Origin of the sequence: Mesorhizobium sp. M0587 (genome assembly GCF_040320945.1) — a bacterium.
Classification (GTDB): Bacteria; Pseudomonadota; Alphaproteobacteria; order Rhizobiales; family Rhizobiaceae; genus Mesorhizobium.
Window position 1 is genome coordinate 1 of the sequence record NZ_JAMYQP010000027.1, and the last position, 23,873, is coordinate 23,873.

Below are 23,873 nucleotides of genomic sequence, written 5' to 3' on the forward strand. Positions count from 1 at the left end.
TCTTCCACTCCCCCTCGACCCCCCAACCAACCTCGCCCCGCGCCTCCCCCCCCCCCCCCCGCCCCCCGCCCGGCGGGGGGCGCTGGGCCCCCCCCCCCGCCGCTGGTGCCGGAGCCGCAATTGACCGGGCGCGAAGGCCTGCCTTTCCTGACCTTCATTGCCATCGTCGTGCTGGCGGGCCTGACGCATCTGACCGGGGCCCCGGTCTTCATCAGCCTCGCATTGCTGGCAACCGGCATCGCCGGCCTTGCCATGCATCTGCGCGCCAGACAGGGCCAAAACCGCAGCGCGGCGCTGCATGACGAAACCAGCGCCAAAAGCCGTGCCGAAATCGAGACGCTGGCCGATCGCATGTGGGAAATGCAGGAAAGCGAGGAACGCTTTCGCGGTCTCATCGACGCGCTTGGCGATCTCGTCATCCATCGAGACCGCGACGGCTACATCGTCTATGCCAACAAGGTGTTCGCCGATCTCGTCGAAACAGATCAGCGCGACCTTGCCGGCAAAACACTGGCCGAATTCGGCATCGAGGTCGGCATCGTTCCCGATGCCGCTTTTTCCGATCATGAGTGCCTGAGCTCGACCGACGTCGCCATCCGCACGCCGAGCGGCCCACGCTGGTTCTCCTGGATCGAGCTGTCGGTGCGCGACAAGGACAGCGGTGCCGCCTCGCATCGCGCCATCGCCCGCGACATCACCGCCCGCAAGCGGGCCGAATCCTCGCTGATCACCGCCCGCGAGCGGGCCGAATACGCCAGCCAGGCCAAATCGCGTTTCCTCGCCACCGTCAGCCATGAAATCCGCACGCCGATGAACGGCATCATGGGCATGGCGCGGCTCCTGGCCGACACCAGCCTGTCGCCGGAGCAGCAGACCTATGTCGGCGCCATCTCGACCTCGGCCAGCGCCTTGCTCGCCCTGATCGAGGATTTGCTCGACTATTCCAAGATCGAGGCCGGGCGCTTCGATCCGGAACCGCAGCCGATGTCCGTGCGCGAGATCGCCGACAACATCGTCGAACTCCTGGCCGCGCGCGCCTTCGCCAAGGACATTGGTCTGGGTTGCCACGTCGAGCCTGACGTACCGCAGATGATCACGGCCGATCCAGGCCGTGTCAGGCAGGTGTTGCTCAACCTCATCGGCAACGCCATCAAATTCACCGACAGCGGTGGTGTGCTGGTCAGCATCGCGCGTGCCCGCACGGAGACGACCGATCGCATCTGCTTCACCATCGCCGATACCGGCCCTGGCCTGCGCGACGAGGACATGGAGCGCATCTTCGAGGAGTTCGAGCAGGCCGACGGCACCTCGACGCGCACCCATGGCGGGGCGGGTCTGGGACTTGCCATCTCCAGGCGCCTGGTGGCCGCCATGGGCGGCACGATTTCGGTCTCCAGCCGGCTTGGCCAGGGATCGGAATTCGTCTTCGAAATTCCCGCCATTTCGGCCACCGAGCCGCCACAGAACCGGCTGAACGCGCTTGCCGGCAGGCGCGCGGTGATCCTGTCCAAGAACGCCACCGAGGCCGACGCCATCGCAATGACCATTCGTGCCAGCGGCGGCGCGGCCGATGTCTCCACCACGGTCGCGCAGGCCGCGTCCTTAGCCGACGGCTGCGACGTGCTTCTGATCGATGCGGCGATGGAAGGCGGTGACGGCAGGCTGCTCAAGCGGCTGCGCCAGAGCGGTTTTTCCGATTGCGAGGCGATTACGCTGATCGCGCCGACCGATCGCGGCATGCTTGGCGAATTCCGCGCCAACGGTTATGCGACCTTCCTTGCCCGACCGGTGCGCGGCGGGACACTTTTGCGTGTCCTTCTGAGCAGCCATGCGCCGGCACCTGCCCAGCCGCAGCCGGAAAAGCGCCGCACCGCGGCGTTTCGCGCCGCCGGCGACCGCCAACAGGGCCTGTCCGTGCTGATAGCCGAGGACAATGACATCAACGCCATGCTTGCCCGCGCCACGCTCCTGAAAGCGGGGCATCGCGTCAAGGTGGTCGGCAACGGCAAGGCCGCCGTCGAGGCCGTCATCGGCGCCGGGCACAAGCAGCGTTTCGACGTGGTGTTGATGGACCTGCACATGCCGGTCATGGACGGGCTGGACGCCATTGCCGCCATTCGCCGCCATGAGGAGGAAACAGCCGTGCCGCCGGTGCCGATCATGGTGCTGTCGGCAGACAGCCAGGAAAAGACCCGCCATGCCGTGCTTGCCCACGGCGCCAGCGGCTTCGTCACCAAGCCGCTCGACCCCGACGCCCTGGTCAACGCAGTCGAAGGACAGGTCGCCGCCTGAGCCGGTTTTCTCCGGCACGCGGCGACAGCTCCTTCTGTAGCATAGCCGGTTGACGGCATTCGCCAGCCGACGAAGTATTGCCCGCGACCTCGTATCACGGTACTGTCACAATCCTGTTGCACCTACACCGTATCCCCGTGCCAAGAGGGATGGCTCGAAGGAGAATCACTCGTGCATACAGTTATGCCGGAATGTGACACTCGGCCGAACGGCAGCAGCGCCTTGCTCGCCGGACGTAAGGTCGATTCCGTCATGAAGGGCGCAGCACTCGGCCGCATAGGCAATCTCGAAGTGCGGCTCGCCCGCAACGAGGCCGAGATCGCGGCCGCGCAGGAAGTGCGCTACCGGGTGTTCTACGACGAACTGGGCGCCAGGAAAGATCTGTTTCCGGTGCAGGATCGCCGTGATGCCGACCGGTTCGATCCCCACTGCGACCATCTGCTCGTCTTCGACACCTCGCTTTCCGGTCCCGAACACCGCCGCATCGTCGGCACTTACCGGCTGCTGCGGCAAGAGATCGCGGCCGCCGCAGGAGGCTTTTATTCCGAAGGCGAATTCGAGTTGACCAAGCTCATCGCCCGCCACCCAGGCCAGCGCTTTCTCGAACTCGGCCGCTCCTGCGTATTGCCCGAATACCGCTCCAAGCGCACCATCGAGGCGTTGTGGCAAGGCATCTGGGCCTACATAAACCATTACGAAATCGGTGTGATGACCGGCTGCGCCTCCTTCCACGGCACCGTGCCGGCGGCGCATGCCGAGGCGCTCACCTATCTTGCCCATCATTGCCGGACCAACTCGGCCTGGGACGTGCGCGCCGTGTCGGGGCGCTACTGCTCGATGGATCTGATGCCGATCGAGGCAGTCAATGCCAAGGCAGCGATTGCGGCAATGCCGCCCTTGGTCAAGGGTTACCTGCGCGTCGGCGCCCGCATCGGCGACGGCTGCGTCGTCGACCGCGAATTCTCGACGGTCGACGTCTTCGTGGTGATGCCGGTCAAGGAAATTGGCGCCCGCTACGTCAACTACTATGGCGGAGAGGCGCAGCGCTTCGCTGCCTGATGCTGGCGAATAGCGAGAGCTACGCCGCAATTCTGCGAACTGCTACTCCCTACTCCCCTTCATTCTCACGGAATATCTTCCGGCCGTCGACCGGGCCGGCTCTTGTAGGACGGAAAGGCCCAGCCGAATTTGAGCGCGCCGCCGCGCACCACGAAGGCCGCGGCAAAGCCGATCAGCCCAGACGCCAGGGGCGGCAGCCCGGCAAGATCCCCGAGCGTGAACAGGGCCGCACCGGCGAGTGCCGCGGTAACGTAGATTTCAGGCCGCAAGAGCACCGACGGTTCGCCGGCCAGCAGATCGCGCAGGATACCGCCGAAGGTGGCGGTGAGCACGCCGGTGATGGTCGCAACGACCGGCGAACCGGTGATGGCAAGGCCTTTGGCGGCGCCCATCACCGAAAACGCAGCCAGACCGACAGCGTCGAGCCAAAGCAGCAATTTCCGGCGCGACTCGACCCGGTGCGCGCTGAAGAAGACCAGCGTCGCAACCGCCGCGCAGATCAGCACATAGCTGGGGTTGGCGACCCAGAACACCGGCAGGTTGAGGATGACATCGCGAAACGTACCGCCGCCGATTCCGGTGACGCTGGCCAGGAACAGGAAACCGATGATGTCGATCTGCTTGCGCGAGGCGGCAAGCGCCCCCGTCGCGGCGAAGACGGCAACGCCGGCATAGTCGAGAAGCGCGATCGGGTTCATGGCGGGCCAAGGAAATAGGGAATAGGGAATAGGGAATAGGATTAGAATTATCACGAAGTCGTACGATTGATACGGCCCCGTTTTACCTACTGCCCTACTGCCCTACTGCCTATTCCCTTGACCTACGCATCCTTCTCGGCCTGCTCATTGACCGGTCCCGGCTCGACAGGCGCTTCGGAAGCCGCGACCTTCGGGCCGCCCTTGGCTACGCCGACCATGGCCGGGCGCAGCACGCGCTCGCCGATCGAATAGCCCGGCTGCACGACCTGGACCACCGTGTTGGCCGGCACGTCGGGATTGGGTACTTCGAACATCGCCTGATGGAAATTGGGATCGAACTTCTCGCCTTCGGGAGTAAGCTTCTTGACCCCGTGCCGCTCCAGGGCCGACAGCATGGCGCGCTCGGTCAGGTCGACGCCTTCGATCAGCGCCTTGAAGCCGGCATCGCCCGATGCTTTGGCCTCGGCCGGTATGGCGTCGAGCGCTCGGCGCAGATTGTCCGACACCGACAGCATGTCGCGGGCGAAATTCGCAACCGCGTAGGTGCGCGCGTCATGCACGTCACGCGCGGTGCGGCGGCGCAGGTTTTCCATCTCGGCCGCTACGCGCAGCGCGCGGTCCTTCAATTCCTCGTTTTCCTTCAGCAACCGCACGAGCGCTTCATAATCGCCGTCGACGCCGCCTTCCGTGCGCTCGGCATTGGCCTCGGTCGGCTCGACCTCATCTGGCGCGCGTTCGTCTTTTGCCTGGTCGCTCATCGCCGTTTCCCATCATTTCGAATAGTGTGGATTTTGTGCCCGATATCGAGGTTCGGCAGCCAAAAATCAAGGGGTAAGCACGGCTGGAGGCCATCGGCCGGAACGCGGCTGCAACGGCGCGATTGCTTCGATCTTAATTCAAATTTTACCATAGCCTCGGCGTTGCTTGCCACGACCCCGTGATCGGGGAACCATTTGCCTGCCGGAGGAGTTTCGCAGCCGACACAGGATTCCAAGTGATGAGCCGCAACAAGGGCGAAAAAGGAGAAAGGCTCGCCGTCGAGATCAGGCGTCAGTTCGGCACCGAAGCGATGAAGCGCTTTCTGCGGACCCTGCCGGCGTTTCGCGCGGAAGTCGAGATTCCCGAACGTTTCAGGGAACAGCTCAAGCGCCTCGACAGCGTGGAAAGCAACATCGCCGTCGGCCGCCAATAGCGACATATCATGTCCCCGAGCCCGGGTTTCACATCCGATCCGTCGCGCGACAATTACGCACAGTAACTTTGCGTGATCTTGGCTTGCGGTCGGGCCCGCCGCCGCCTATGTTTTACGATGAACATGATTTCCCCCGAGGCGGCGGCCAACAGCAAGCGCGCATGGCTCAAAGTTCTGGCGCGCTACAAGAAGCCTGACCGGCGGCGCAGCGCCATCGAACTTGCCATCACACTCATTCCATTCGTTACGCTCTGGGCGCTCTCCTCTGCGGCCTATGCCTATGGCCACTGGTGGGGATTGATCCTCATTCTTCCGGCGGCGGGGTTCCTGGTGCGGATATTCATGATCCAGCACGATTGCGGCCATGGTTCCTTCTTCGCCAATCGCCATGCCGACGACTGGATCGGCCGCGCGCTTGGCGTTCTCACGCTGACGCCTTACGACTGCTGGCGGCGCGCGCATGCGACGCATCATGCCAGCGCCGGCAATCTGGACGAGCGCGGCGTCGGCGACATCAGGACACTGACCGTAGCCGAATACCGGCAGATGTCATGGCGAGGCCGCCTCGCCTATCGTCTTTATCGCCATCCTCTGGTGATGTTCGGACTGGGGCCGATCTGGCTGTTCATCTTCGAGCAACGACTGCCCCTGGGCATGATGCGGGGCGGCCTGACGCCCTGGGTGTCTTCAATGACCACCAATCTCGCCATTGCCATTTCCGCGGCCGTTCTCATCTGGTTCGTCGGTCCGGGCGCGTTCCTGGTTGTCCATCTGCCGATCGTCATCCTCGCTGGTTCGGCCGGCATCTGGCTGTTCTACGTCCAGCATCAGTTCGAAGAGACGCAATGGGCGAACGATTCCGAATGGGAGTTCCAGCACGCCGCCTTGCACGGCTCGTCCTATTATGACCTGCCGCCGCTGCTGAACTGGTTCACCGGCAATATCGGCGTCCACCATGTCCACCATCTCTCCGCCAAGGTGCCATGCTACCGGCTGCAGGAAGTGCTGCGGGATTATCCGGAGCTGCGCGGCATCGGCCGCATCACGCTGCTGGAAAGCCTGCGCTGCGTAAAACTCGCATTGTGGGACGAAAACCGCCGCAAGCTGGTGTCGTTCCGCGAAGCGCTGGCAATTTAGGGCAATTCCAGGAAAAGTGCGCAACGGATCTCGGTCCGGGCGTAAAACCGGAGACAGAGCGGTTCGACGCTTCCGTGGAGCCGTGAACCGCTAGCCGGATTGCCGCGCCATGGGCGCGGCGGCTTGGCGATTTCCCTGTTTAGGCCGCCTGGCGCTCATCGCGCATCAATATCTCGCCATGGCGGATTTCGGTGCCCAATACCTTCAGGCATTCGCGGATGAAATTGGACAGGCCCGGCCAGCCCTTGGCCGAAACGAGGTTGCCGTCGACATGGGCGCCTGTGGGAGCCACGTCGATATAGATGCCGCCGGCCAGCGTCACCTCGGGCTCGCAATAATGCAGTGCCGCCACTTCCCTGCCGCGCACCACTCCGTCGACCGCGATCAGGATCTGCACGCCATGGCAGATGGTGAAGATCGGCTTGCCGGCCTCGTGGAAATGCCGCACCAGCGCCTGGACGCGCTTGTCGATGCGGATGTATTCGGGGCCGCGCCCGCCCGCCGCGTAGACGGCGTCGTACTCCGCCGGCTTCACCTCGGCAAAAGTCTTGTTGAGGATGTAGTCGTGACCAGGCTTTTCCGTATAGGTCTGGTGACCCTCGAAATCGTGCAGCGACGTCTTCAGGACGTCACCCGCGTTCTTGTCGGGGCAGACGACGTGCACGGTATGGCCAACGGCATGCATGGCCTGTTCAAAGACGAAAATCTCATACTCCTCGCTGAACTCGCCAACGAGCATCAATATCTTCTTGCCAGCCATCCCGGTTCCTCCCTTGCGGCTATTTATTTCGCATTACGAAATAATAGGCCTAATCCTAAGGGGAGGACCGCGAAAGGGAAAGCGTGAATTGCACGATCGGTAAGACCAGAATGAGCAAGCCCTGGTTTGGGTAGAAGCTGTCTTCCGATCGCTATTAGCCAACGGCTGGTTCACCAAACGTTGCGGGACACCCGGGTCGGGAATCTTGAACTGTCGCGGCTCAGCTGTTGCGCATCCGCCGCCAGGAATACTTCGGCCCTTTAAGCTCCGGCACTTCGGCTGGTTGGTAATAGACCCCCAGCCCGCCGGTGCAGCCCTCTTCCAGACGCTTCAACAGCACCGGATTTGAGATCTCGAACTCGTCGAAGCCGAGACGCAGCATGTGCGGCAACTGATCGACCAGCACCTGCCCGGTGGCGCGCACAGCACCCTCGAAATGATGGCGGCCGCGCAGCAACTCGCCCTTCGAAAAGGAGCGGCCGTCGCTGAAGGCCGGGAAGGCCAGCGCCACCAGCGACAGCTGGTCAAGCAAATCCGCGATTTTCTCGAGTTGGTCGCCGGGCTGCAGTATGACGCCGATGCGCTCCTTGGCGGACCGGCGTATCTGCGGATCAAGATCGAGGAATGTCTGCAGCGGCAGAATGAAGCGGCCATTGCCCGACAGCGCGTCAGCGCTTTCGGCATGAGCCCACTCATCCTCGCGAAAACCCTTCGGGGTCCAGAGGCGGGTCTCTGGTGTCGTCGGTTCGGTCATCAAAAATTCCTAAGCCCAAATCCTGGGAGTGTTGAGATTCAGGTTAGGCCGCGTCGGACGATGGTTCCCAGAACCGGAGCGGAGCGTACGTTGGGTACGTGAGCACCGGAAGCGCAGGAAACCAGCGTTTGCAGGCCGGCATCACCTGATCAGCATAGCCTAAAGTGATGCGTCGGTCAGCGACTTTTCCAGTCCCGACAGATGAATGCCGCACTCGGTCTTGGCGTGCCCTGCCCAGCGGCCGCTGCGCGCGTCCTCGCCCGGCTGCACCGGCTGCGTGCAGGGGAAACAGCCGATCGACAGATAGCCGTAGGCGACCAGCGGGTTCTCGCGCAAGGCGTGCGCTCGCATGTAGTAGGCCTGGTCCGATGTCGTCCAATGCGCCAGCGGATTGATGCGGATGCGCGGGCCGACCGCCTCGAACACCGCAAGCCCGGCCCGGGTCGAGGCCTGGAAACGCTTGCGGCCGGTGAACCATGCGCGGAAAGGTGCGACCCCACGCGCCAGCGGCTCGACCTTGCGCACGCCGCAACAGGCATCGGTGTCGCTCTGGTGCAGATTGCCTGTCGGGTCGATCCGTTCGAGCGCTGCTTCCTCCGGCTTGATCACCCGGATGTTGGTCAGTCCGAAATCGGCGACAAGCGCATCGCGATAGCCCAGCGTCTCCTCGAAATGCTTGCCGGTGTCGAGGAAGATGACCGGCAGTGTACGGTCGATCTCCGAAATCATATGCAGCAGAACCGCCGAATCCGCGCCGAAGGACGACACGGCGGCGATCTCGTCGTGGAAGAGGTCCCTGGCCGAGCGTTCTATGATCTCGCGCGCGCTCAGGTGACCATAAAGCGCATCGAGCCCCGCCGCCTTGGCGGCGGCACCGTCATCGACGTCGGCAATATGGTCAAGCGGCCTTGGCTTCGCCAGCATAGAGCGCCTCCTTGAACGGCGCAGGACCGACACGGCGGTAGGCGTCGATGAATTTTTCTTGGCTGTCGAGCCGAAGGCCGAGATATGTCTCGACGATCTGCTCGATTGCGTCGGTGATTTCTTCAGAGCTGAAGCCGCGGCCGATGATCTCGCCGACCGACGTGTTCTCGTCGGCAGAGCCGCCCAGTGTCACCTGGTAGAGTTCGGAGCCCTTCTTCTCGACACCGAGGATGCCGATATGACCGACATGGTGATGGCCGCAGGCGTTGATGCAACCGGATATCTTCAGCTTCAGTTCGCCGATCTCGCGTTGCCGTTCCAATGAGGCGAAGCGGCGTGAGATTTCTTGCGCGATCGGGATCGAGCGCGCCGTGGCCAGCGCGCAATAGTCGAGGCCCGGGCACGAGATGATGTCCGATATCAGGTTGGAATTGGCCGTTGCCAACCCGATGCCGACCAGCGCGTCATAGACCGCCTTGAGGTCGGCGCGCGCCACATGCGGCAGGATCAGGTTCTGCTCATGACTGACGCGCAGCTCGTCGAAAGCATATTTTTCGGCGATATCGGCGACCGCTTCCATCTGGCTGTCCGAGGCATCGCCCGGCACCTCGCCGATGCCCTTGAGCGAGATGGTCACCGCCGCGTAGTCGGGATGGCGGTGCGTCACCACGTTCTGGTCCAGCCATTCGGAGAAGCTCTTGGAATCCAGCCGGGCAAGCTTGACCGCCGCGTCTCCTTCGGGCCGGTCGGTCAGCGCCGGCGGCGCGAAATAAGCCTCGATGGCACGGATATCCGCGTCCGGCAGCTTCAGCTCGGCCTCTTTCAATTCCTGCCATTCGGCCTCGACCTGGCGGGTGATTTCCTCGACGCCGGTCTCGTGGACGAGTATTTTGATGCGCGCCTTGTACTTGTTGTCGCGACGGCCGTAGAGATTGTAAACGCGCAGGATCGCCGTGCAGTAGGACAGAAGGTCGGTTTCCGGCAGGAAGTCGCGGATCTTCCTCGCCACCATGGGCGTGCGGCCCTGACCGCCGCCGATATAGACGGCAAAGCCCAGCTCGCCGGCGGCGTTCTTCTTCAGATGGAGGCCGATGTCATGCGTCTGGATGGCGGCGCGGTCGCGCTCGGCGCCGGTCACCGCGATCTTGAACTTGCGCGGCAGGAACGAAAATTCCGGATGTACCGACGACCACTGGCGCAGGATTTCCGCGTAGGGGCGCGGATCGGCGACCTCGTCGGCGGCCGCACCGGCGAAATGGTCGGCGGTGACGTTGCGGATGCAATTGCCACTGGTCTGAATGGCGTGCATTTCGACGCTTGCGAGATCAGCCAGGATCGCCGGTATGTCGGACAGCGCCGGCCAGTTGAACTGGATGTTCTGGCGCGTGGTGAAGTGGCCGTAGCCCTTGTCGTATTTGCGGGCGATATGGCCGAGCATGCGCAACTGCCTGCCGTTCAGCGTGCCATAGGGCACCGCGATGCGCAGCATGTAGGCGTGCAGCTGGAGATAGACGCCGTTCATCAGCCGCAGCGGCCGGAACTGGTCCTCGGTGATCTCGCCGGTAAGCCGGCGCTGGACCTGATCGCTGAACTCGGCGACGCGGGCCTGAACAAAATCGTGGTCGAACTCATCGTAACGGTACATGCTTCGTCTTTCAGGGCGTGTCCGCCCGTGCCTGGTGTCTTGTTAGGCCGCCTGGGCAGCCTGCTTGCCGAGATCGTGGCGGATGGTCGGGCCCGCGGCGCGGATCCTCTCACGCAGCCGCAGCGGCTCGACCACGCCATTGACGAGGTCCGCATCGATCAAATTGACGTCGACCACCTCATTGGCGGCATAGGCCTTGGCGCCGATCGCCTCCAGGCGATCCTCGGCCGCCTTGTCATGCGCAAGGTCGGCATGGTCCACGGTCTCGGCCCAGCCGCCATCTGCGTACCAGACGGCGATGCCGTCGGCGAGGCGATTGGCGGTCAGTATCTTCATTGCTGAACTCCCTCGGTGGCAGCCATGGAGGCGCCTTCATTCCGGTGTGCGGCGAGCGGCTCGGACCGTTCGAAGTTGGCGCCGGCGACCGCGTCACCGATGATGGTCATGACTGGACCGGAAAGATCGGCGCGCGCTTCCAGCGACGGCAGGTCGGCGAGCGTGCCGTGAAAACGGCGGCGATTGACGAGGCTGGCATTCTCGACCACGGCCACCGCCGTATCCGGCGACAGTCCGGCTTCAATCAGCCGGCCGGCGACCTCGGCAGCGACCGAGCGGCCCATATAGACGGCGACCGTGGCGCCGGAAATGGCGAGCTTGGCCCAGTCGGGCAATGAATTGCCCTTGAGGTCATGGCCGGTGGTGAACACCATCGACGAGGAAACACCGCGCAAGGTCAGCGGCAACTCGAAATCGGCGGCGGCAGCGAAAGCCGCGGTGACGCCAGGAACCACCTCATAGGCGATACCCGCATCGCGCAATGCGGCCATCTCCTCGCCGGCCCGGCCGAACACCAGCGGATCGCCAGACTTCAGCCGCACCACGCGCTTGCCTTGGCGGCCGAGTTCGACCAGCAGCGCATTGATCTCGGCCTGGCTCTTGGTGTGGCAGCCCTTGCGCTTGCCCACCGGCAGGCGCTCGGCATCGCGGCGGCCCATGGCAATGACAGCCTCCGGCACCAGCGCATCATGCACGATGACATCGGCTTCCATCATGAGACGATGCGCGCGCAGCGTCAGAAGGTCCTCGGCACCGGGACCAGCACCCACCAGGGCGATGTGACCCGAAGCAGGTTGGTTCGACAGCAAAAGGGCGGTCGCCGCGTCATGCGCCTGCGACAGCGCGCCGGCCTCGACCGCGCGGGCCGGAGCGCCGGCGAAGAATTCATTCCAGAAACGACGGCGGGCATTGCCCTTCGGGAGCAGCTTCTCGGCGGCGGCACGCAACGAGGCGGCGAGCGTTGCCAGCGATCCAAGCGACGGCGACAGCATCTGGTCGATGCGGCTGCGCAGGATTTGTGCAAGCACCGGGCCAGCGCCTTCGGTGCCGATGGCGATTGCGACCGGAGCGCGGTTGACCAGGGCCGGAGTGAAGAAATCACAGAGTTCAGGCCGGTCGACGGCATTGACCGGAATGCCCAGCCGGCGCGCATCCCCGGCCACGCGCCGGTCCAGTGCTTCGTCGCCGCTGGCGGCAAACACCATGACCGTGCCTTCGAGCTGCACCGCTTCGTAGGTTGCCGCCACAAGGTTCGCGCCGGTCTCGGCGATGAAGGCCAGCAGCTCCGGCCGAGGGTTTTCCGCAATGATGCGCAACGTTGCGCTCGACTGCCCGATCAAGCGTGCCTTGGCCAGCGCCTCATCACCGCCGCCGACAATGGCCACAGCTTCGCCGTCGACCCGAATGAAGATGGGGAAAGCATTGAGCTTGGGCGTGGAGTGCGGCATGAATGCGAACGGAATCCTGTACAGGCAAGCAGTTCTACGCGCGGGCGCGGGAGACCAGAAGGAACGCACTCGCGCATCGCCTCCAGAGATGCAATCGCTTTTTCGAAAGCATCGCAGCTCGGAGCAAAATATTCCACATTGGTGCAGGAAGCGGATTCGAGCCGCTGTCGCAGGCCGCTGATTTCCTTCCTTTTAGCGCCAAGCGTACTATATCGCAAAACGGTTTTTTCTAAATTCTACCAAACTAGTAGATTAAAGCCGCATTCATCGAGCAGTACCGTTCGAGGCGAACCGGCTAACGGACGGTGCGGCTTTTGGTTGGAACATTAGCGCCCCGGGGCGCGTTCCCCATCGCATGAAAGTCAATGCCGCCAAAAGCCGGCACGGCGCTGTTGTCGCGAAGAAAGGGAGCCCATCATGAGCACGATCAAGCTGAAGCACGGTATCTGGATCATGGTGGCTGATGGTGAAAAAGCACTCTTCCTCAAGAATGTCGGCGACAGCAAATTTCCGAACCTCGAGGTTGTGCGGGAGATGGAGCAGGACAATCCGCCCACCCGTGAGCAAGGCAGCGACAGCCCAGGCCGGTATAATGACGGCGTATCGCCGCACCGCAGTTCGGTCGAGGACACGGACTGGCACCGGCTCGGCAAGGAGCGCTTCGCCGATGAGATTGCCGACCAACTCTACAAGCTCGCGCATGGCGGTGAGTTCAACGAGATCATCCTCGTCGCGCCGCCGATGGTCCTTGGGACTATGCGCAAGAAGCTTCACAAGGAAGTCGAGGACAAGGTGGCCGCCGAAATTCCCAAGACGCTGACCAACCACGCCATACCTGACATCGAGGCCCTTCTGCAGGCAGCCTGATCGCAAGCCCTTCGATTGCCGCTAGTGGAGGCTCGAAGGCAATTCAGTCTGACCGGCGGCTTCGCCAGCCGCCGGTCTGTCTGCGGTTGACCGTCGATTCTGCGGCTTGGCGGGTTGCGCAGACGACATCGCGTCCAGCATATTGCAAAAGCGACGGCTTCGGGCGGCGCACATCCGACATCGCTGGCTCGAAAGGCGCTCCATAGACAATGCCGCATGACACGCCCCTTATCGCCACCATCGTCGCCGGTCTGGGGCTGGCTTTCGTCTTCGGCGCCCTCGCCAACCGCTTCCGCATTCCGCCGCTGGTCGGCTATCTCATAGCCGGAGTGCTGGTCGGCCCGAACACGCCGGGCTTCGTCGCCGATGCCGGCCTTGCCAACCACGCCATCCTGATCGGCTACGGCCGTGTCGGCAATCTGGTCGGCGCGGCGTTGAAAGAAGCCGCCTTGCCCTTTCTCGTCATCGAGGATGCCGACAAGACATTGGCCAGGCTGAAAGCCGACGGCGTCGAGACCGTAGCCGGCAATGCCGCCAACGCCGAAGTCTTCGCCGCCGCCAATCCCGAAGGGGCGAAGCGGCTGATCCTTGCCATTCCCAATGCCTTCGAGGCCGGCCAGATCGTGCTGCGGGCACGCGCCGCCAATCCCGGCATCAACGTCATCGCCCGCGCCCATTCCGATGCCGAGGTGGAGCACCTCAAGGGGCTCGGCGCCGACACGGTAATCATGGGCGAGCGTGAGATCGCCCATGGCATCGTCGAACAGGTGCTCGGCCACAAGCCAGAGGCGATTGAACCGTCCTCTGCCTGAGCCGATCCTGCACGATCATGTGTACTGATCGCCGCTGCCGGCGACAGATTGCCGTATCGATCTCGACGTCTGCTCGCAGGCGGGCAGTTCACGCTACGAATGCAGAGCCGCCACTTTGCGTGATGCTGTCGAGGTATTTCGCCGGCGGCTTGCCAAGCGCCTTCTTGAACATGGTGATGAAGGCCGTGACGGAGCCATAGCCGAGATCGCCAGAGACCTGCTGTACGCTCGCACCGGAGGCCAGTTCTCGAATTGCGACGATCAGGTGCAATTGCTGGCGCCAACGACCGAAGCTCAGCCCCGTCTCCCTTGCCACGAGGCGGGCGAGACTGCTCTCGCTCAGCGCAACGCGGCTGGCCCATTCCGCCAGTGTGCTGCGGTCCGCAGGATCTTGCGCCAGCGCTTCGGCGATCCGCTTCAGGCGCGGCTCGGAAGAGATCGGCAGATGCAACTGCTGGACAGGCATACGCGGCAACTCGGTGAGCAGCGCCCTGATCAAAAGCTCATCCCTCGCCGGATCGTCCTGCAAGCCATCGGACAGCTCGATGATCAGTTCGCGCAGCAGCGGCGAGATGGAAAGGGTGCAGCACCGGTCCGGCAGATCGGCGGCACCCGGCTCGATGTATACGAAAAAGATCCGGGCGTTGGCGGTCGCGACGTTGCTGTGCTCCATGTTGCCGGGGATCCACACGCCGCAATGAGGCGGCACCATCCATAGCCCGCTGGGGACGTGGCATGTGACGCCGCCTCCGAGCGCGAAGACCAGTTGGCCTTTGCGGTGCCAATGGGAGGGAACCTCCGCTCTGGTCTCGGTGACGTCAACGCGCACCGCAATCACAGGCGCAGAAAGCTCATCCACATCGAAATTGAGCCAGGGATAGCGAAGGGGTTGTCTTCATGGATTGACAGTTTTTAGCGATCGATTGCCCTAATATCTAAATTATTCAGGAAGGAAAATCGATAGGCTTCGCTTGTGAATGAGCACGTCCGAGCGCGCGGAGCTGGGTGAAGGTTTTTCGATCAGCGGCCGCCTGCGGACCAGCAAGACCGACGCGTAGCAGCCATCCGGATGGCTAGGCGTCCACCACGCAGCAGGAAGGTATGACCCATGCTCGCCTTAGTCATCTCACCCGAAAGCGCCGCCAGGCTGAGGCTCGCGGAACTCGCCGAGCCTCAGCCGGTCTCGAACGAAGCGCTCATCTCGGTCCGCGCAACCTCGTTGAACCGCGGTGAATTGCGCCTGCTCACCATACGTCCGAACGGCTGGACACCCGGCCAGGATATCGTTGGAGTTGTCGAACGCGCAGCCGCCGACGGCTCCGGGCCAGTCGCAGGCGCCCGCGTCGCGGCTTTGGTCGACCAGGCCGGTTGGGCCGAACGTGTTGCGGTTTCAACCGACCGTCTCGCCGTTCTACCCGATAACGTCAGCTTCGTTTCCGCCGCCACGCTTCCGGTCGCGGGCACGACGGCGCTGAGGACTTTGCGCCACGGCGGCGACTTGGCGGGCAAGCGGGTCCTGATCACCGGTGCAAGCGGTGCGGTCGGGCGTTTTCAGATCCAGATCGCCCGCGAGCAGGGCGCGCTGGTGACCGCAGTCGCCGCCGCCCGGCACGGCGAGGACCTCCGCGGCCTTGGGGCCGAGCAGGTTGTCGAGTCGATCGAGCTGGCCGATGGGCCGTTCTCGCTGATCACCGAATCGGTCGGTGGCCAAAGCCTCGCGCACGCGATCGAACGTGTCGCGCCTGGCGGCACCATTGTCATGTTCGGTTCGAGCAGTGGCGAACTCACGCCCATCGGATTCCGCCAGTTCGTTCCGGGTCACGAGGGGGCGAGGCTTCAGACTTTCGCGTACTACACGTCTGGCTCCGGCATTGGCGCGGACATCGCCTCGCTGCTCGCTCTGGTCGCGGCCGGCCGGCTCGACACGCGCGTGGCCTTGACCGCGCCTTGGACAGATGTCGCCCAGGCGCTGGATGCGCTGCGACAGCGCAGTATCAGCGGCAAGGCTGTTCTCACCATAGCCGAATGAGCAATCCTCGGCCTGGCGTCGAGGTTGAGAGCCTCGTGCCGCCAGCAAGCGGCGGCGCGAGATCGCTAGCAGTTCCAGGAAAAGCGTGAACCGGTTTTCCCGGAAAAGCGCGTAGCGCTTTCCCTGGGGAATTGCGTAAAAACAAAGAAATAGAGCGGTTCGGCGTTTCCGTGAAACAGTGAACCGCCCTAACCCGATCCCACAGGCTCAGACGTGCTGGCCGCCATTGATGTGGATTTCCGAGCCGGTCACATAGGATGCCTGCTGCGAGCACAGGAAGAAGATGATGTCGGCAACCTCAGCCGTGGTGCCGAGGCGTCTGAGCGGGATCGTCTCGACGATCTTGTCCGTGCCCGGCGACAGGATGGCGGTGTCGATCTCGCCCGGCGCAATGGCGTTGACGCGGATGCCATGCGGACCGAAATCATGCGCCATCTCGCGCGTCAGCGAGCCGAGGGCGGCCTTCGATGTCGCGTAGGCCGTGCCGGCGAACGGATGCACGCGGGTGCCAGCGATCGAGGTGACGTTGACGATCGAGCCCTTGGCCGCCGCCAATTCCTTGAACAGGCCTCGCGCCAGCATGATCGGCGCGAAGAAATTGACCTGGAACACGTCGCGCCAGACATGCATCGGCGTGTCGATCGAGTTCATGCGGCTGTTGCCGTCCTCGAGCTTGGGCGAGATGCCGGCATTGTTGACCAGCGCATGCAGCTGGCCGCCATGCGCCTCCAGCCGGTGGCGAATTTCCGAGACTGCGATGCCGACATCTTCCTGATCGGCGAGATCGACCTTGATGTGGTCCTCGGGGCCGGCCGGCCACGGGCAATCCTCGGCAAAAGCCTGGCGCGAACAGGTGATGACGCGCCAGCCCTCGCGTGAAAACCGCTTGACCGTGGCGTGGCCGATGCCGCGGCTGGCGCCGGTCAGCACAATGGTTTTTCTGGTGTCGAGTTCAGCCATGTCGGGTGGTGTAGCCGAACGCTGTGACGCTGGCGAGAGGCGAGTTGCCGCTAGCCGCCGCCGATGATGTCGAGGATCGAGGTCTGCCGCTTCTTCAGCGGACCGCCGACGCTGCCCGGCGGCACCGGGTGCCTGACGGAGGCGGTGGTGCCATCGTCCGCGGGCATGTTGATCTCGTCGGCGTCGACAGTCTGGGCGGGCCGCGCAACACGGACCGGCGCAGGCGGTCGGATCGCTGGTGCAGCCGCCTGCGCGGACGGCGCCTGGCCAACCGAGGCGGAGGGAACCGGCGCCGGCTGATTGTTGTCGGCCGAAGGTATCTCGTCGGGCACGATCGTATCGGCGGGCGTCGATTTCCAGGTACCGGGCAGCGGCCGCACCGGCACGCCCTCATGCGCGGCGACCATGAATTCGTGCCAGGCCTGCGCCGGCAGCGCGCCGCCGGTAACCTTCTTCATCGGCGTGCCGTCATCGTTGCCGAACCACACGCCGGTGGTGAGGTTGGCGGTATAGCCGACGAACCAGGCATCGCGCGAATTCTGGCTGGTACCGGTCTTGCCGGCCGACGGCCAGGCGAAAGCCGCCTTTTTCGCCGTGCCGATCTCGACGGTGCCGGTCATCATCGAGTTCATCATGCCGACGATCTCAGGCTTGACGACGCGTGGTGCACTGCCGCCGCCGCTGTCGTAGAGCACCTTGCCCTCGGCGGTCGCCACGCGGCGGATGAAATGGATGTCCGGCTTGTAGCCGCCATTGGCGAAAGGCACATAGGCCGAGGTCAGTTCCAGCGGCGTCACTTCCGATGTGCCGAGCGCGATCGAGGTATTGCTCTGCAGGTCGGACTGGATGCCCATGCGGTGTGCGGCCTCGACCACGGCGCCGGGCCCGACTTCCATCGTCAGCTGGGCGGCGACCGAGTTCAGCGATTTGGCCAGCGCGGTGGCCAGCGTCACTTTGCCGAAATACTTGCCGCCATAATTGTCCGGCGTCCAGTTGCCGATCTTGATCGGCGCGTCATTGCGCACGCTGTCGGGCGTGCGGCCGGCCTCAAGCGCCGCCATGTAGACGAACGGCTTGAACGCCGAGCCCGGCTGGCGCCGTGCCTCGGACGCGCGATCGAACTGGCTGGTCGAATAGTCGTAGCCGCCGACCATGGCGCGCACCGCGCCCGAATCGTCGATCGAAACCAGCGCCCCCTGGGTGACGTTGAGCTTCTTGCCGCTTTCGTCGATCAGCCTGCGGATCGACTGTTCGGCGAGCTTTTGCAGCGTCAGGTCGACGGTGCTGTCGATCACGATATCGCCGCGCACGTCGCCGATCAGGTCGGGCAGTTCCTCCATGATGGTATCGGCGACGTAGTTTTCCGAGCCGGTCCAGTAGGACGGCGCGCGGGTCGCCGGCGCGCTCATCGCGGTCCTCTGTTCCTTCTCGCTGATCTTGCCTTCCTCGCGCATGGCTGCGAGCACGAGCTGCGAGCGCTCCTCGGCGGCCTTGGGATCGCGCGCCGGCGACAGCCGCGACGGCGCCTTCAAGAGGCCGGCAAGCAGTGCTGCTTCCGACAGGGTGACGTCGCGCGCGCTCTTGCCGAAATAGCGCCGCGAAGCCGCCTCCACGCCATAGGCGCCGGAGCCGAAATAGACCCGGTTGAGGTACATTTCGAGTATCTGGTCCTTGGTGTGCTTGTGTTCCAGCCACAGTGCCAGTAGCACCTCCTGCACCTTGCGCTCCAACGTGCGGTCTGGCGTCAGGAACAGGTTCTTCGCCAATTGCTGGGTCAGCGTCGAACCGCCCTGCGAGAAATGCCCGCCAATCACATTGGTCACCATGGCGCGCGACAGGCCGATCGGATCGATGCCGAAATGCGAATAGAAGCGGCGGTCCTCAATGGCGATGACGGCCTCGGGAATGTAGGGCGACATTTCGTGCAGGCCGACGGCCTCGCCACCGCTCATGCCGCGATTGGCGAGCAACTGGCCATCGACCGAGACGATCTTGATGTTGGGGGCACGGTCGGGGATCGACCAGGTCGTCGCCGCCGGCATCTTGGCGCCGTAATATACCACGGTGCCTGCCACCGCGATGCCGCCCCAGATGGCGAGCACGAAGCACCAGTAGAACAGGCGGCCGAGCACGCCGAACAGGCCACGCCGGCTTCTGCTACGCCCACCGCGCGACGATTTCGCCTTCGACGACTTGCGTTTCGCGGAGGTCTTGCGGTTGCTTGGCACGACGCGGTCCTCCTCGCTCACCGAAAGGCCCGCGGAGGATCGCGCCTGCGGCGCGCCCTCGAAGCTGGGTTCGATGCGGCTGTCTCTGCGGTTCGCCATGCGCTGTGCTGTCTGTCCCGATGCCTATGGCGTTCGGGGTGAAGAGTAGATGCGGCGGTTTAAAGGCGCGTTAAGTCGTGCCGAATGCCGCCATCTGGGGCTTGATCAGTGACGCCAGGGCAAAAAACGCCAGCGCCTGCTCTTCGCAGGTCACCGCCACGACGCTGTTCGACCGGTCGATGTCGAGGCCTTTCGGGCCACCTTCCTCGGGGCTGGCCCTGCCACGCAGGAAGGTTTTCTCGTCGAGCACAGCGATCGAACGCGATGGGGCGCGGCACCCAGCCCAGCCGCTTTCGCGGTCATAGACGTGTACCATCGGGCTGCCCGCGTCGGCGACCAGCAAGTGTCGGCCGTCGCCGCTAAAGCGCAGGCCATGCGGGTAGTTCGCGTCCTGCAAAATGCCGGTGGGCTCGCTGTCGGGCCCAAGCGATGGGGACGTCCGGTAAAGTTTCACGTCCCTGGTGCCATGGCTGCTGACGGCGATCCAGTGGCCGTCATGGCTGAGCGCGATGCCGTCGGGTATGTTCAGACCATTCCTGAGCAATGGCCGGTTCCGGGTCGTCCGGTAACCCAGCCAACGGACAGCCACATGCCTGGTGACCCGATGCGTGTAGTTGTTGCACACCAGCAGGCCGATTCGGCCGCGCGACTCCTTGCGGGCCACGATCGAGCCGGGTGAATTGAGTTTGCAAAAAGGCTTGCCGCTGATCCGGCGAAGGGCCGCGATTTCGTGGCACCGCCCTGCCATGCTTTCCAAGGGCAGTGCGAAGATCGCAAGCTGTCCGTCGCGATTGGCAATCACCAGGGTGCGATCATCGATGAAATCGAGACCATGGACCTGCCCGATACTATCCGACCTCAGCTCCATGAAGTCATGGATCGTCACGCTTGGACCGCCCGATCCGGTCTCGACATCCACGCGCAGGACCAAGCAGCGTTTGCGTGTGAATGCCGCAATGGCCAGCAATCGATTGTCCGGCGAAAAGCGCAGATCCTCGGTGCGGCCGATCGCCGATAGCGCGGACCGCACGGCGTCGCTGGCCTTGAAGTCGATCCTTGGGATCATTGGCGACCCGCCCGGGGGGTCGAACGATGTAAGGATCGAGAATTGTCCTGCTGCCCCAGCCCCATCGACGACTGCTTTACCCCGCTTCGATGCTGCCGACTAAGCCTGATGCCACCCTGGACGGTCAAGCGGAATGCAGGAATCCCCAAGCTTCAACAGCTACAGGCCCGCTGCCTTCGCCAGATAGGGCGCCAGCGCCAGCGCGTAACTCGCCGTCATATGGTGATAGTCGCGCCAGACGATGATGTCGCCGACCACCGCGGCGCAGGCTTCCCTGCCGCACAGGGCGTCGTTCATGTCGACGACATGGACCCCGGCAATGGCCCCGCGGCGAGCGCGAAGACGTCACTTGCCTCTGCCGCTCGACGGCAGCCTCAATTCTGCTGGATCGAAATGCCCTTGTCGTCGATCCTGAGTTCGACGCCTTTCGGCCTGTTGTGCTCGCGGTAGACATAGACGCCAAGGGCGATGATGACGACGACGAGCGCGCCAATGACGAGATAGAGCGTGTTCTGTTTCATGGCGCGCTCTTTTCCTTGTCGAGCTTCAGGCTCGTTTCAGGATTCTCACCAGCACCAGCAGGATAATGGCGCCGATCGTGGCGTGGATGATGGAGGCGATAATGCCGCCGCCGATCGAAAAGCCGATCCGCGGGAACAGCCAGCCGGCGATGAAGGCACCGACGATACCGACGATGATGTTGCCGATCAGGCCGAAGCCGAAACCCGAGACGATGAGACCGGCGAGCCAGCCGGCGATGGCCCCGATGATGATGAAGACGAGCAGGCTTTCGGCACCCATGGCGATTTCCTCCGAGCAAGAAGACGAGCCCGGAGCGCAAAGCTCCGAATCGCCTCGACAATCAACGGCCAGAGGCTATTCGAAAGCTGCCAGCATCGCCAGCATCACTAGTCGTCGTCGCCGCTTGCGGCGGGCCGCCAGCTGGTCGGTTCGACCTTTTTCTGCGTGTGGCTATCGGTATAGACCCACCAACCATCGTCGCGATACTGCGCGATGGATTCGTTGATGACGCCATCGCTGTCTTTCCAGGTGACGGTGACCTTGGAGCCGTCGGTCGGCGCGGTCGATATTGGCTTTCTATCCGCCATGTCCTCCCCTTTCGAGCCGCGACGCCTTGCCTCTGGTTCCAAACGGCGGCCGGCACCCATAGCCGCGACGGCCGTCAGCTATGAGCGAAAATATCCTCTTCGCCCCAGCCCATCAGGTCGAGTTTGGCACGCGTCGGCAGAAAGCGGAAGCAGGCATCCGCCTCCTTGGTACGCCCCTCTCGCGCCAGTCGTTCGGCCAGCACATCGCGCAACCGGTGCAGATAGAGCACGTCGGAAGCGGCATATTCGAGCTGTTCGGGCGACAGTATTTCCGCCGCCCAGTCCGACGATTGCTGCGCCTTGGACAGGCCGACGCCGAGAAGTTCAAAGCAGATGTCCTTCAGCCCGTGCCGGTCGGTATAGGTGCGCGTCAGCCGGGAGGCGATCTTGGTGCAGAACACCGGTTCGGGCATGACGCCAAACGCATTGTAGAGCACGGCAAGGTCGAAACGCCCGTAGTGGAACAGCTTGGCCACGCCCCGGTTTCTGAGCAGGCTGACGAGGTTCGGCGCCCTCTTCTGGCCCGGTGCGATCTGGATGACGTCCGCGCTGCCGTCGCCCGGCGAAATCTGCACCACGCAAAGCCGGTCGCGATGCGGGTTCAGGCCGAGTGTTTCCGTGTCGATCGCCACCGCCCCCACATTGTAGTGCGAGAGGTCGGGCAGATCATGTTTGTGGAAACGGATGTCGGCCATTGTCTTCTCCGGTCGAGCCTTGAGCGTCCCTTGGCCAGCAAGGGACGCCGCGGCGCTTTGTCTCGTGGCCCGTCCTCGCCGCGATCCGCTGAAAAATCAACAGGAAACGTGAATTCCGCGCCTTCAGCGTGTCAGCGCATCGAGAATGCGCGCCCAGGAGCGCTGGCCCTTATGGAAGGAGCTGAGCTCGTATTTCTCGTTGGGCGAGTGGACGCGGTCGTCGTTGAGGCCGAAGCCGACCAGCAGCGATTCCATGCCGAGATAGGCCTGGAAATCACCCACCACCGGAATCGAGCCGCCGCTGCCGGTCGTTACCGCCGGTTTCGGCCATTCGTCGGACAGTGCGGTCTTGGCCTTGGCCAGGAAGGGCGAGTCGTAGGAAAGCTGGATTGCCGGCGAACCGCCATGCGCGTGGAACTCGACCGAACAGTCGGCCGGAATGCGCTCTTTCACGAATTGCTGGAATGCAGCGCGGATCTTCTTGGGGTCCTGCTTGTGGACGAGGCGGAAGGAAACCTTTGCCGAGGCTTCCGCCGCGATCACCGTCTTGAATCCCTTGCCGGTATAGCCGCCGATGATGCCGTTGAACTCGGCTGTCGGCCGCGCCCAGGTGAGTTCCAGCACCGAGCGGCCCTTTTCGCCGGAAGGAATCGACAGGCCGACAGGTCCGAGGAAGGTCTCGGCCGTTTCGCCGAGCGTCTCCCATGATTTCAGGACCTGCGAAGGCGTTTCATCGACCCCGTCATAGAAACCCGGGATGGTAATGTGGCCGTCCCTGTCATGGATGTCGGCCAGCAAGCTCGCCAGGATGCGGATCGGGTTGGCGGCAGCCCCGCCATAGAGGCCCGAATGCAGGTCGCGGTCGGCGGCCTTGACCGTGATCTCCTCACCGACCAACCCGCGCAATCCAACGCAGATCGACGGCGTATCGCGATCCCACATGCCGGTATCGCAGACCAGCGCAAAGTCGGCCTTGAGTTCGTCCGCATTGGCCTCGAGGAATGGCTTCAGCGACGCCGAGCCGGACTCCTCCTCCCCCTCGAACAGGATGGTGACGCGGCATGGCAGATTGCCATGCACTTGCTTCCAGGCGCGGCAAGCCTCGACGAAGGTCATCAGCTGGCCCTTGTCGTCGGCCGAGCCGCGCCCGGTGATCACCTTGTGGCCGGGCCCGACCTCCTTGATCCCGGGCGCGAACGGATCGTTTTCCCACAATTCGATAGGGTCGACCGGCTGCACGTCGTAATGGCCGTAGAACAGCACATGCGGCGCACCCGCCGGGCCGTCATGATGCGCGACCACCATCGGGTGGCCTGGCGTATCGCGCACGCTGGCATCGAAGCCGATCAGCTTGAGTTCCGCCACCAGCCATTCCGCCGCCTTGCGGCAGTCGGCGGCATATGCCGGATCGGTGGAGATCGACTTGATGCGCAGCAGGCCGAACAGGCGCTCGAGGCTCTGGTCGAGGTTGTTGTCGAGGCGATCGAGAACGGGGGAAATTGCGGACATTTGCTAAGCCTTTCGATTTCAGAACCGGAACCGTAAAGGCAGGACAGGAAAACGGAAAGCCCGCGATCATTGGACCACGAGCCGGCGAAAGCCTGTCCAAGGCAAAAAAAGACCGCCGTGGTGGAGGGGAACCACGGCGGCCTTCTACTCGAAACGATGCGGCAGCCCGGAGAGGGGGGATAGGCTGCCGCAATAGTCCGGGATAGGCGGGGGACGGGCCTTGCTCCGGACTTCGGCGAAAATTGCCGATGCGA

The 23,873-nt window shown here is 63.6% G+C and carries 24 protein-coding genes and 1 pseudogene; 7 read left to right on the plus strand and 18 right to left on the minus strand.

Translation table 11 applies throughout. The features are described 5' to 3' along the window. Nucleotides 1–105 precede the first annotated feature (105 nt). The gene (locus NKI49_RS22195) at nt 106–2,292 is read left to right on the plus strand and encodes a response regulator (protein WP_502908789.1); all 2,187 of its coding nucleotides are present in this window, start codon (nt 106–108) and stop codon (nt 2,290–2,292) included. 171 nt (nt 2,293–2,463) lie between these two features. Beyond that, nucleotides 2,464–3,351 (plus strand): l-ornithine N(alpha)-acyltransferase, encoded by an 888-nt coding sequence (gene olsB / locus NKI49_RS22200; protein ID WP_502899551.1) that lies wholly within the window; start codon nt 2,464–2,466, stop codon nt 3,349–3,351. 65 nt (nt 3,352–3,416) lie between these two features. Here the strand turns inward: olsB and NKI49_RS22205 are convergent, their stop codons facing one another. Continuing rightward, a complete protein-coding gene (locus tag NKI49_RS22205) occupies nt 3,417–4,049 on the minus strand; it encodes a trimeric intracellular cation channel family protein (protein ID WP_352604144.1) in 633 nt (210 codons plus the stop codon). A 122-nt stretch (nt 4,050–4,171) separates the two neighbouring features. Continuing rightward, nucleotides 4,172–4,807 (minus strand): nucleotide exchange factor GrpE, encoded by a 636-nt coding sequence (grpE, locus tag NKI49_RS22210; RefSeq protein WP_352604146.1) that lies wholly within the window; start codon nt 4,805–4,807, stop codon nt 4,172–4,174. A 236-nt stretch (nt 4,808–5,043) separates the two neighbouring features. Between grpE and NKI49_RS22215 the strand changes: the two genes are divergently transcribed. Further along, on the plus strand, nt 5,044–5,241 hold the full coding sequence (locus NKI49_RS22215; protein ID WP_502899552.1) for a hypothetical protein: 198 nt from the start codon (nt 5,044–5,046) through the stop codon (nt 5,239–5,241). A gap of 117 nt (nt 5,242–5,358) precedes the next feature. After that, nucleotides 5,359–6,378: a fatty acid desaturase gene (locus NKI49_RS22220; protein WP_352604150.1), complete on the plus strand. Its 1,020-nt coding sequence runs from the start codon at nt 5,359–5,361 to the stop codon at nt 6,376–6,378. 139 nt (nt 6,379–6,517) lie between these two features. Here the strand turns inward: NKI49_RS22220 and NKI49_RS22225 are convergent, their stop codons facing one another. From NKI49_RS22225 to cysG, 6 genes are all read right to left on the minus strand, one after another. After that, the gene (locus tag NKI49_RS22225; RefSeq protein ID WP_352604152.1) at nt 6,518–7,138 is read right to left on the minus strand and encodes a DJ-1/PfpI family protein; all 621 of its coding nucleotides are present in this window, start codon (nt 7,136–7,138) and stop codon (nt 6,518–6,520) included. Between the two features lie 220 nt (nt 7,139–7,358). Then, the gene (locus tag NKI49_RS22230; protein ID WP_352604154.1) at nt 7,359–7,892 is read right to left on the minus strand and encodes a DUF934 domain-containing protein; all 534 of its coding nucleotides are present in this window, start codon (nt 7,890–7,892) and stop codon (nt 7,359–7,361) included. Nucleotides 7,893–8,051: 159 nt separating this feature from the next. Next, nucleotides 8,052–8,816 carry a phosphoadenylyl-sulfate reductase gene (locus NKI49_RS22235; RefSeq protein WP_352604156.1) on the minus strand — a complete coding sequence of 255 codons (765 nt, stop codon included), beginning with the start codon at nt 8,814–8,816 and terminating at the stop codon, nt 8,052–8,054. After that, nucleotides 8,791–10,461: a nitrite/sulfite reductase gene (locus NKI49_RS22240; RefSeq protein WP_352604158.1), complete on the minus strand. Its 1,671-nt coding sequence runs from the start codon at nt 10,459–10,461 to the stop codon at nt 8,791–8,793. Before NKI49_RS22240 ends, NKI49_RS22235 begins: the two co-directional genes overlap by 26 nt. A 42-nt stretch (nt 10,462–10,503) precedes the next feature. Next, a complete protein-coding gene (locus tag NKI49_RS22245) occupies nt 10,504–10,797 on the minus strand; it encodes a DUF2849 domain-containing protein (RefSeq protein ID WP_352604160.1) in 294 nt (97 codons plus the stop codon). Beyond that, nucleotides 10,794–12,245 carry a siroheme synthase CysG gene (cysG, locus tag NKI49_RS22250; RefSeq protein WP_352604162.1) on the minus strand — a complete coding sequence of 484 codons (1,452 nt, stop codon included), beginning with the start codon at nt 12,243–12,245 and terminating at the stop codon, nt 10,794–10,796. The genes NKI49_RS22245 and cysG overlap by 4 nt, the downstream gene beginning before the upstream one ends. Before the next feature lie 417 nt (nt 12,246–12,662). Between cysG and NKI49_RS22255 the strand changes: the two genes are divergently transcribed. Both NKI49_RS22255 and NKI49_RS22260 read left to right on the plus strand, forming a co-directional pair. Then, nucleotides 12,663–13,112, plus strand: coding sequence for a baeRF12 domain-containing protein (locus NKI49_RS22255; RefSeq protein WP_352604164.1), 450 nt, complete (start codon nt 12,663–12,665; stop codon nt 13,110–13,112). A 374-nt stretch (nt 13,113–13,486) separates the two neighbouring features. Further along, nucleotides 13,487–13,924: pseudogene (locus tag NKI49_RS22260) on the plus strand (NAD-binding protein); the annotation flags it as partial. Between the two features lie 88 nt (nt 13,925–14,012). Here the strand turns inward: NKI49_RS22260 and NKI49_RS22265 are convergent. Beyond that, nucleotides 14,013–14,783, minus strand: coding sequence for an AraC family transcriptional regulator (locus NKI49_RS22265; RefSeq protein WP_352604166.1), 771 nt, complete (start codon nt 14,781–14,783; stop codon nt 14,013–14,015). Nucleotides 14,784–15,032: 249 nt separating this feature from the next. On the opposite strand from NKI49_RS22265, the gene NKI49_RS22270 reads away from it, so the two are divergent. Further along, nucleotides 15,033–15,953, plus strand: a complete 921-nt coding sequence (locus tag NKI49_RS22270; RefSeq protein ID WP_352604168.1) for a zinc-binding dehydrogenase — start codon at nt 15,033–15,035, stop codon at nt 15,951–15,953. Between the two features lie 207 nt (nt 15,954–16,160). On the opposite strand, the gene NKI49_RS22275 is transcribed toward NKI49_RS22270, so the two are convergent. From NKI49_RS22275 to NKI49_RS22315, 9 genes are all read right to left on the minus strand, one after another. Continuing rightward, nucleotides 16,161–16,913, minus strand: coding sequence for an SDR family NAD(P)-dependent oxidoreductase (locus NKI49_RS22275; RefSeq protein ID WP_352604170.1), 753 nt, complete (start codon nt 16,911–16,913; stop codon nt 16,161–16,163). A 50-nt stretch (nt 16,914–16,963) separates the two neighbouring features. Then, a complete protein-coding gene (locus NKI49_RS22280; RefSeq protein WP_352604172.1) occupies nt 16,964–19,240 on the minus strand; it encodes a transglycosylase domain-containing protein in 2,277 nt (758 codons plus the stop codon). 70 nt (nt 19,241–19,310) lie between these two features. Then, nucleotides 19,311–20,270: a hypothetical protein gene (locus tag NKI49_RS22285; RefSeq protein WP_352604174.1), complete on the minus strand. Its 960-nt coding sequence runs from the start codon at nt 20,268–20,270 to the stop codon at nt 19,311–19,313. A 195-nt stretch (nt 20,271–20,465) separates the two neighbouring features. Continuing rightward, nucleotides 20,466–20,627 carry an SGNH hydrolase domain-containing protein gene (locus tag NKI49_RS22290; protein WP_352604302.1) on the minus strand — a complete coding sequence of 54 codons (162 nt, stop codon included), beginning with the start codon at nt 20,625–20,627 and terminating at the stop codon, nt 20,466–20,468. A 53-nt stretch (nt 20,628–20,680) separates the two neighbouring features. Next, nucleotides 20,681–20,827, minus strand: coding sequence for a hypothetical protein (locus NKI49_RS22295; RefSeq protein ID WP_352604176.1), 147 nt, complete (start codon nt 20,825–20,827; stop codon nt 20,681–20,683). 25 nt (nt 20,828–20,852) lie between these two features. After that, entirely contained in the window at nt 20,853–21,107 is a 255-nt protein-coding gene (locus tag NKI49_RS22300) for a GlsB/YeaQ/YmgE family stress response membrane protein (RefSeq protein WP_352604178.1), read from the minus strand. A 107-nt stretch (nt 21,108–21,214) separates the two neighbouring features. Then, nucleotides 21,215–21,415 carry a hypothetical protein gene (locus tag NKI49_RS22305; protein WP_352604180.1) on the minus strand — a complete coding sequence of 67 codons (201 nt, stop codon included), beginning with the start codon at nt 21,413–21,415 and terminating at the stop codon, nt 21,215–21,217. A 74-nt stretch (nt 21,416–21,489) separates the two neighbouring features. Next, nucleotides 21,490–22,110, minus strand: a complete 621-nt coding sequence (locus tag NKI49_RS22310; RefSeq protein ID WP_027023634.1) for a ribonuclease D — start codon at nt 22,108–22,110, stop codon at nt 21,490–21,492. A gap of 123 nt (nt 22,111–22,233) precedes the next feature. Beyond that, nucleotides 22,234–23,619, minus strand: a complete 1,386-nt coding sequence (locus tag NKI49_RS22315; RefSeq protein WP_352604182.1) for a M20/M25/M40 family metallo-hydrolase — start codon at nt 23,617–23,619, stop codon at nt 22,234–22,236. Nucleotides 23,620–23,873: the final 254 nt, after the last annotated feature.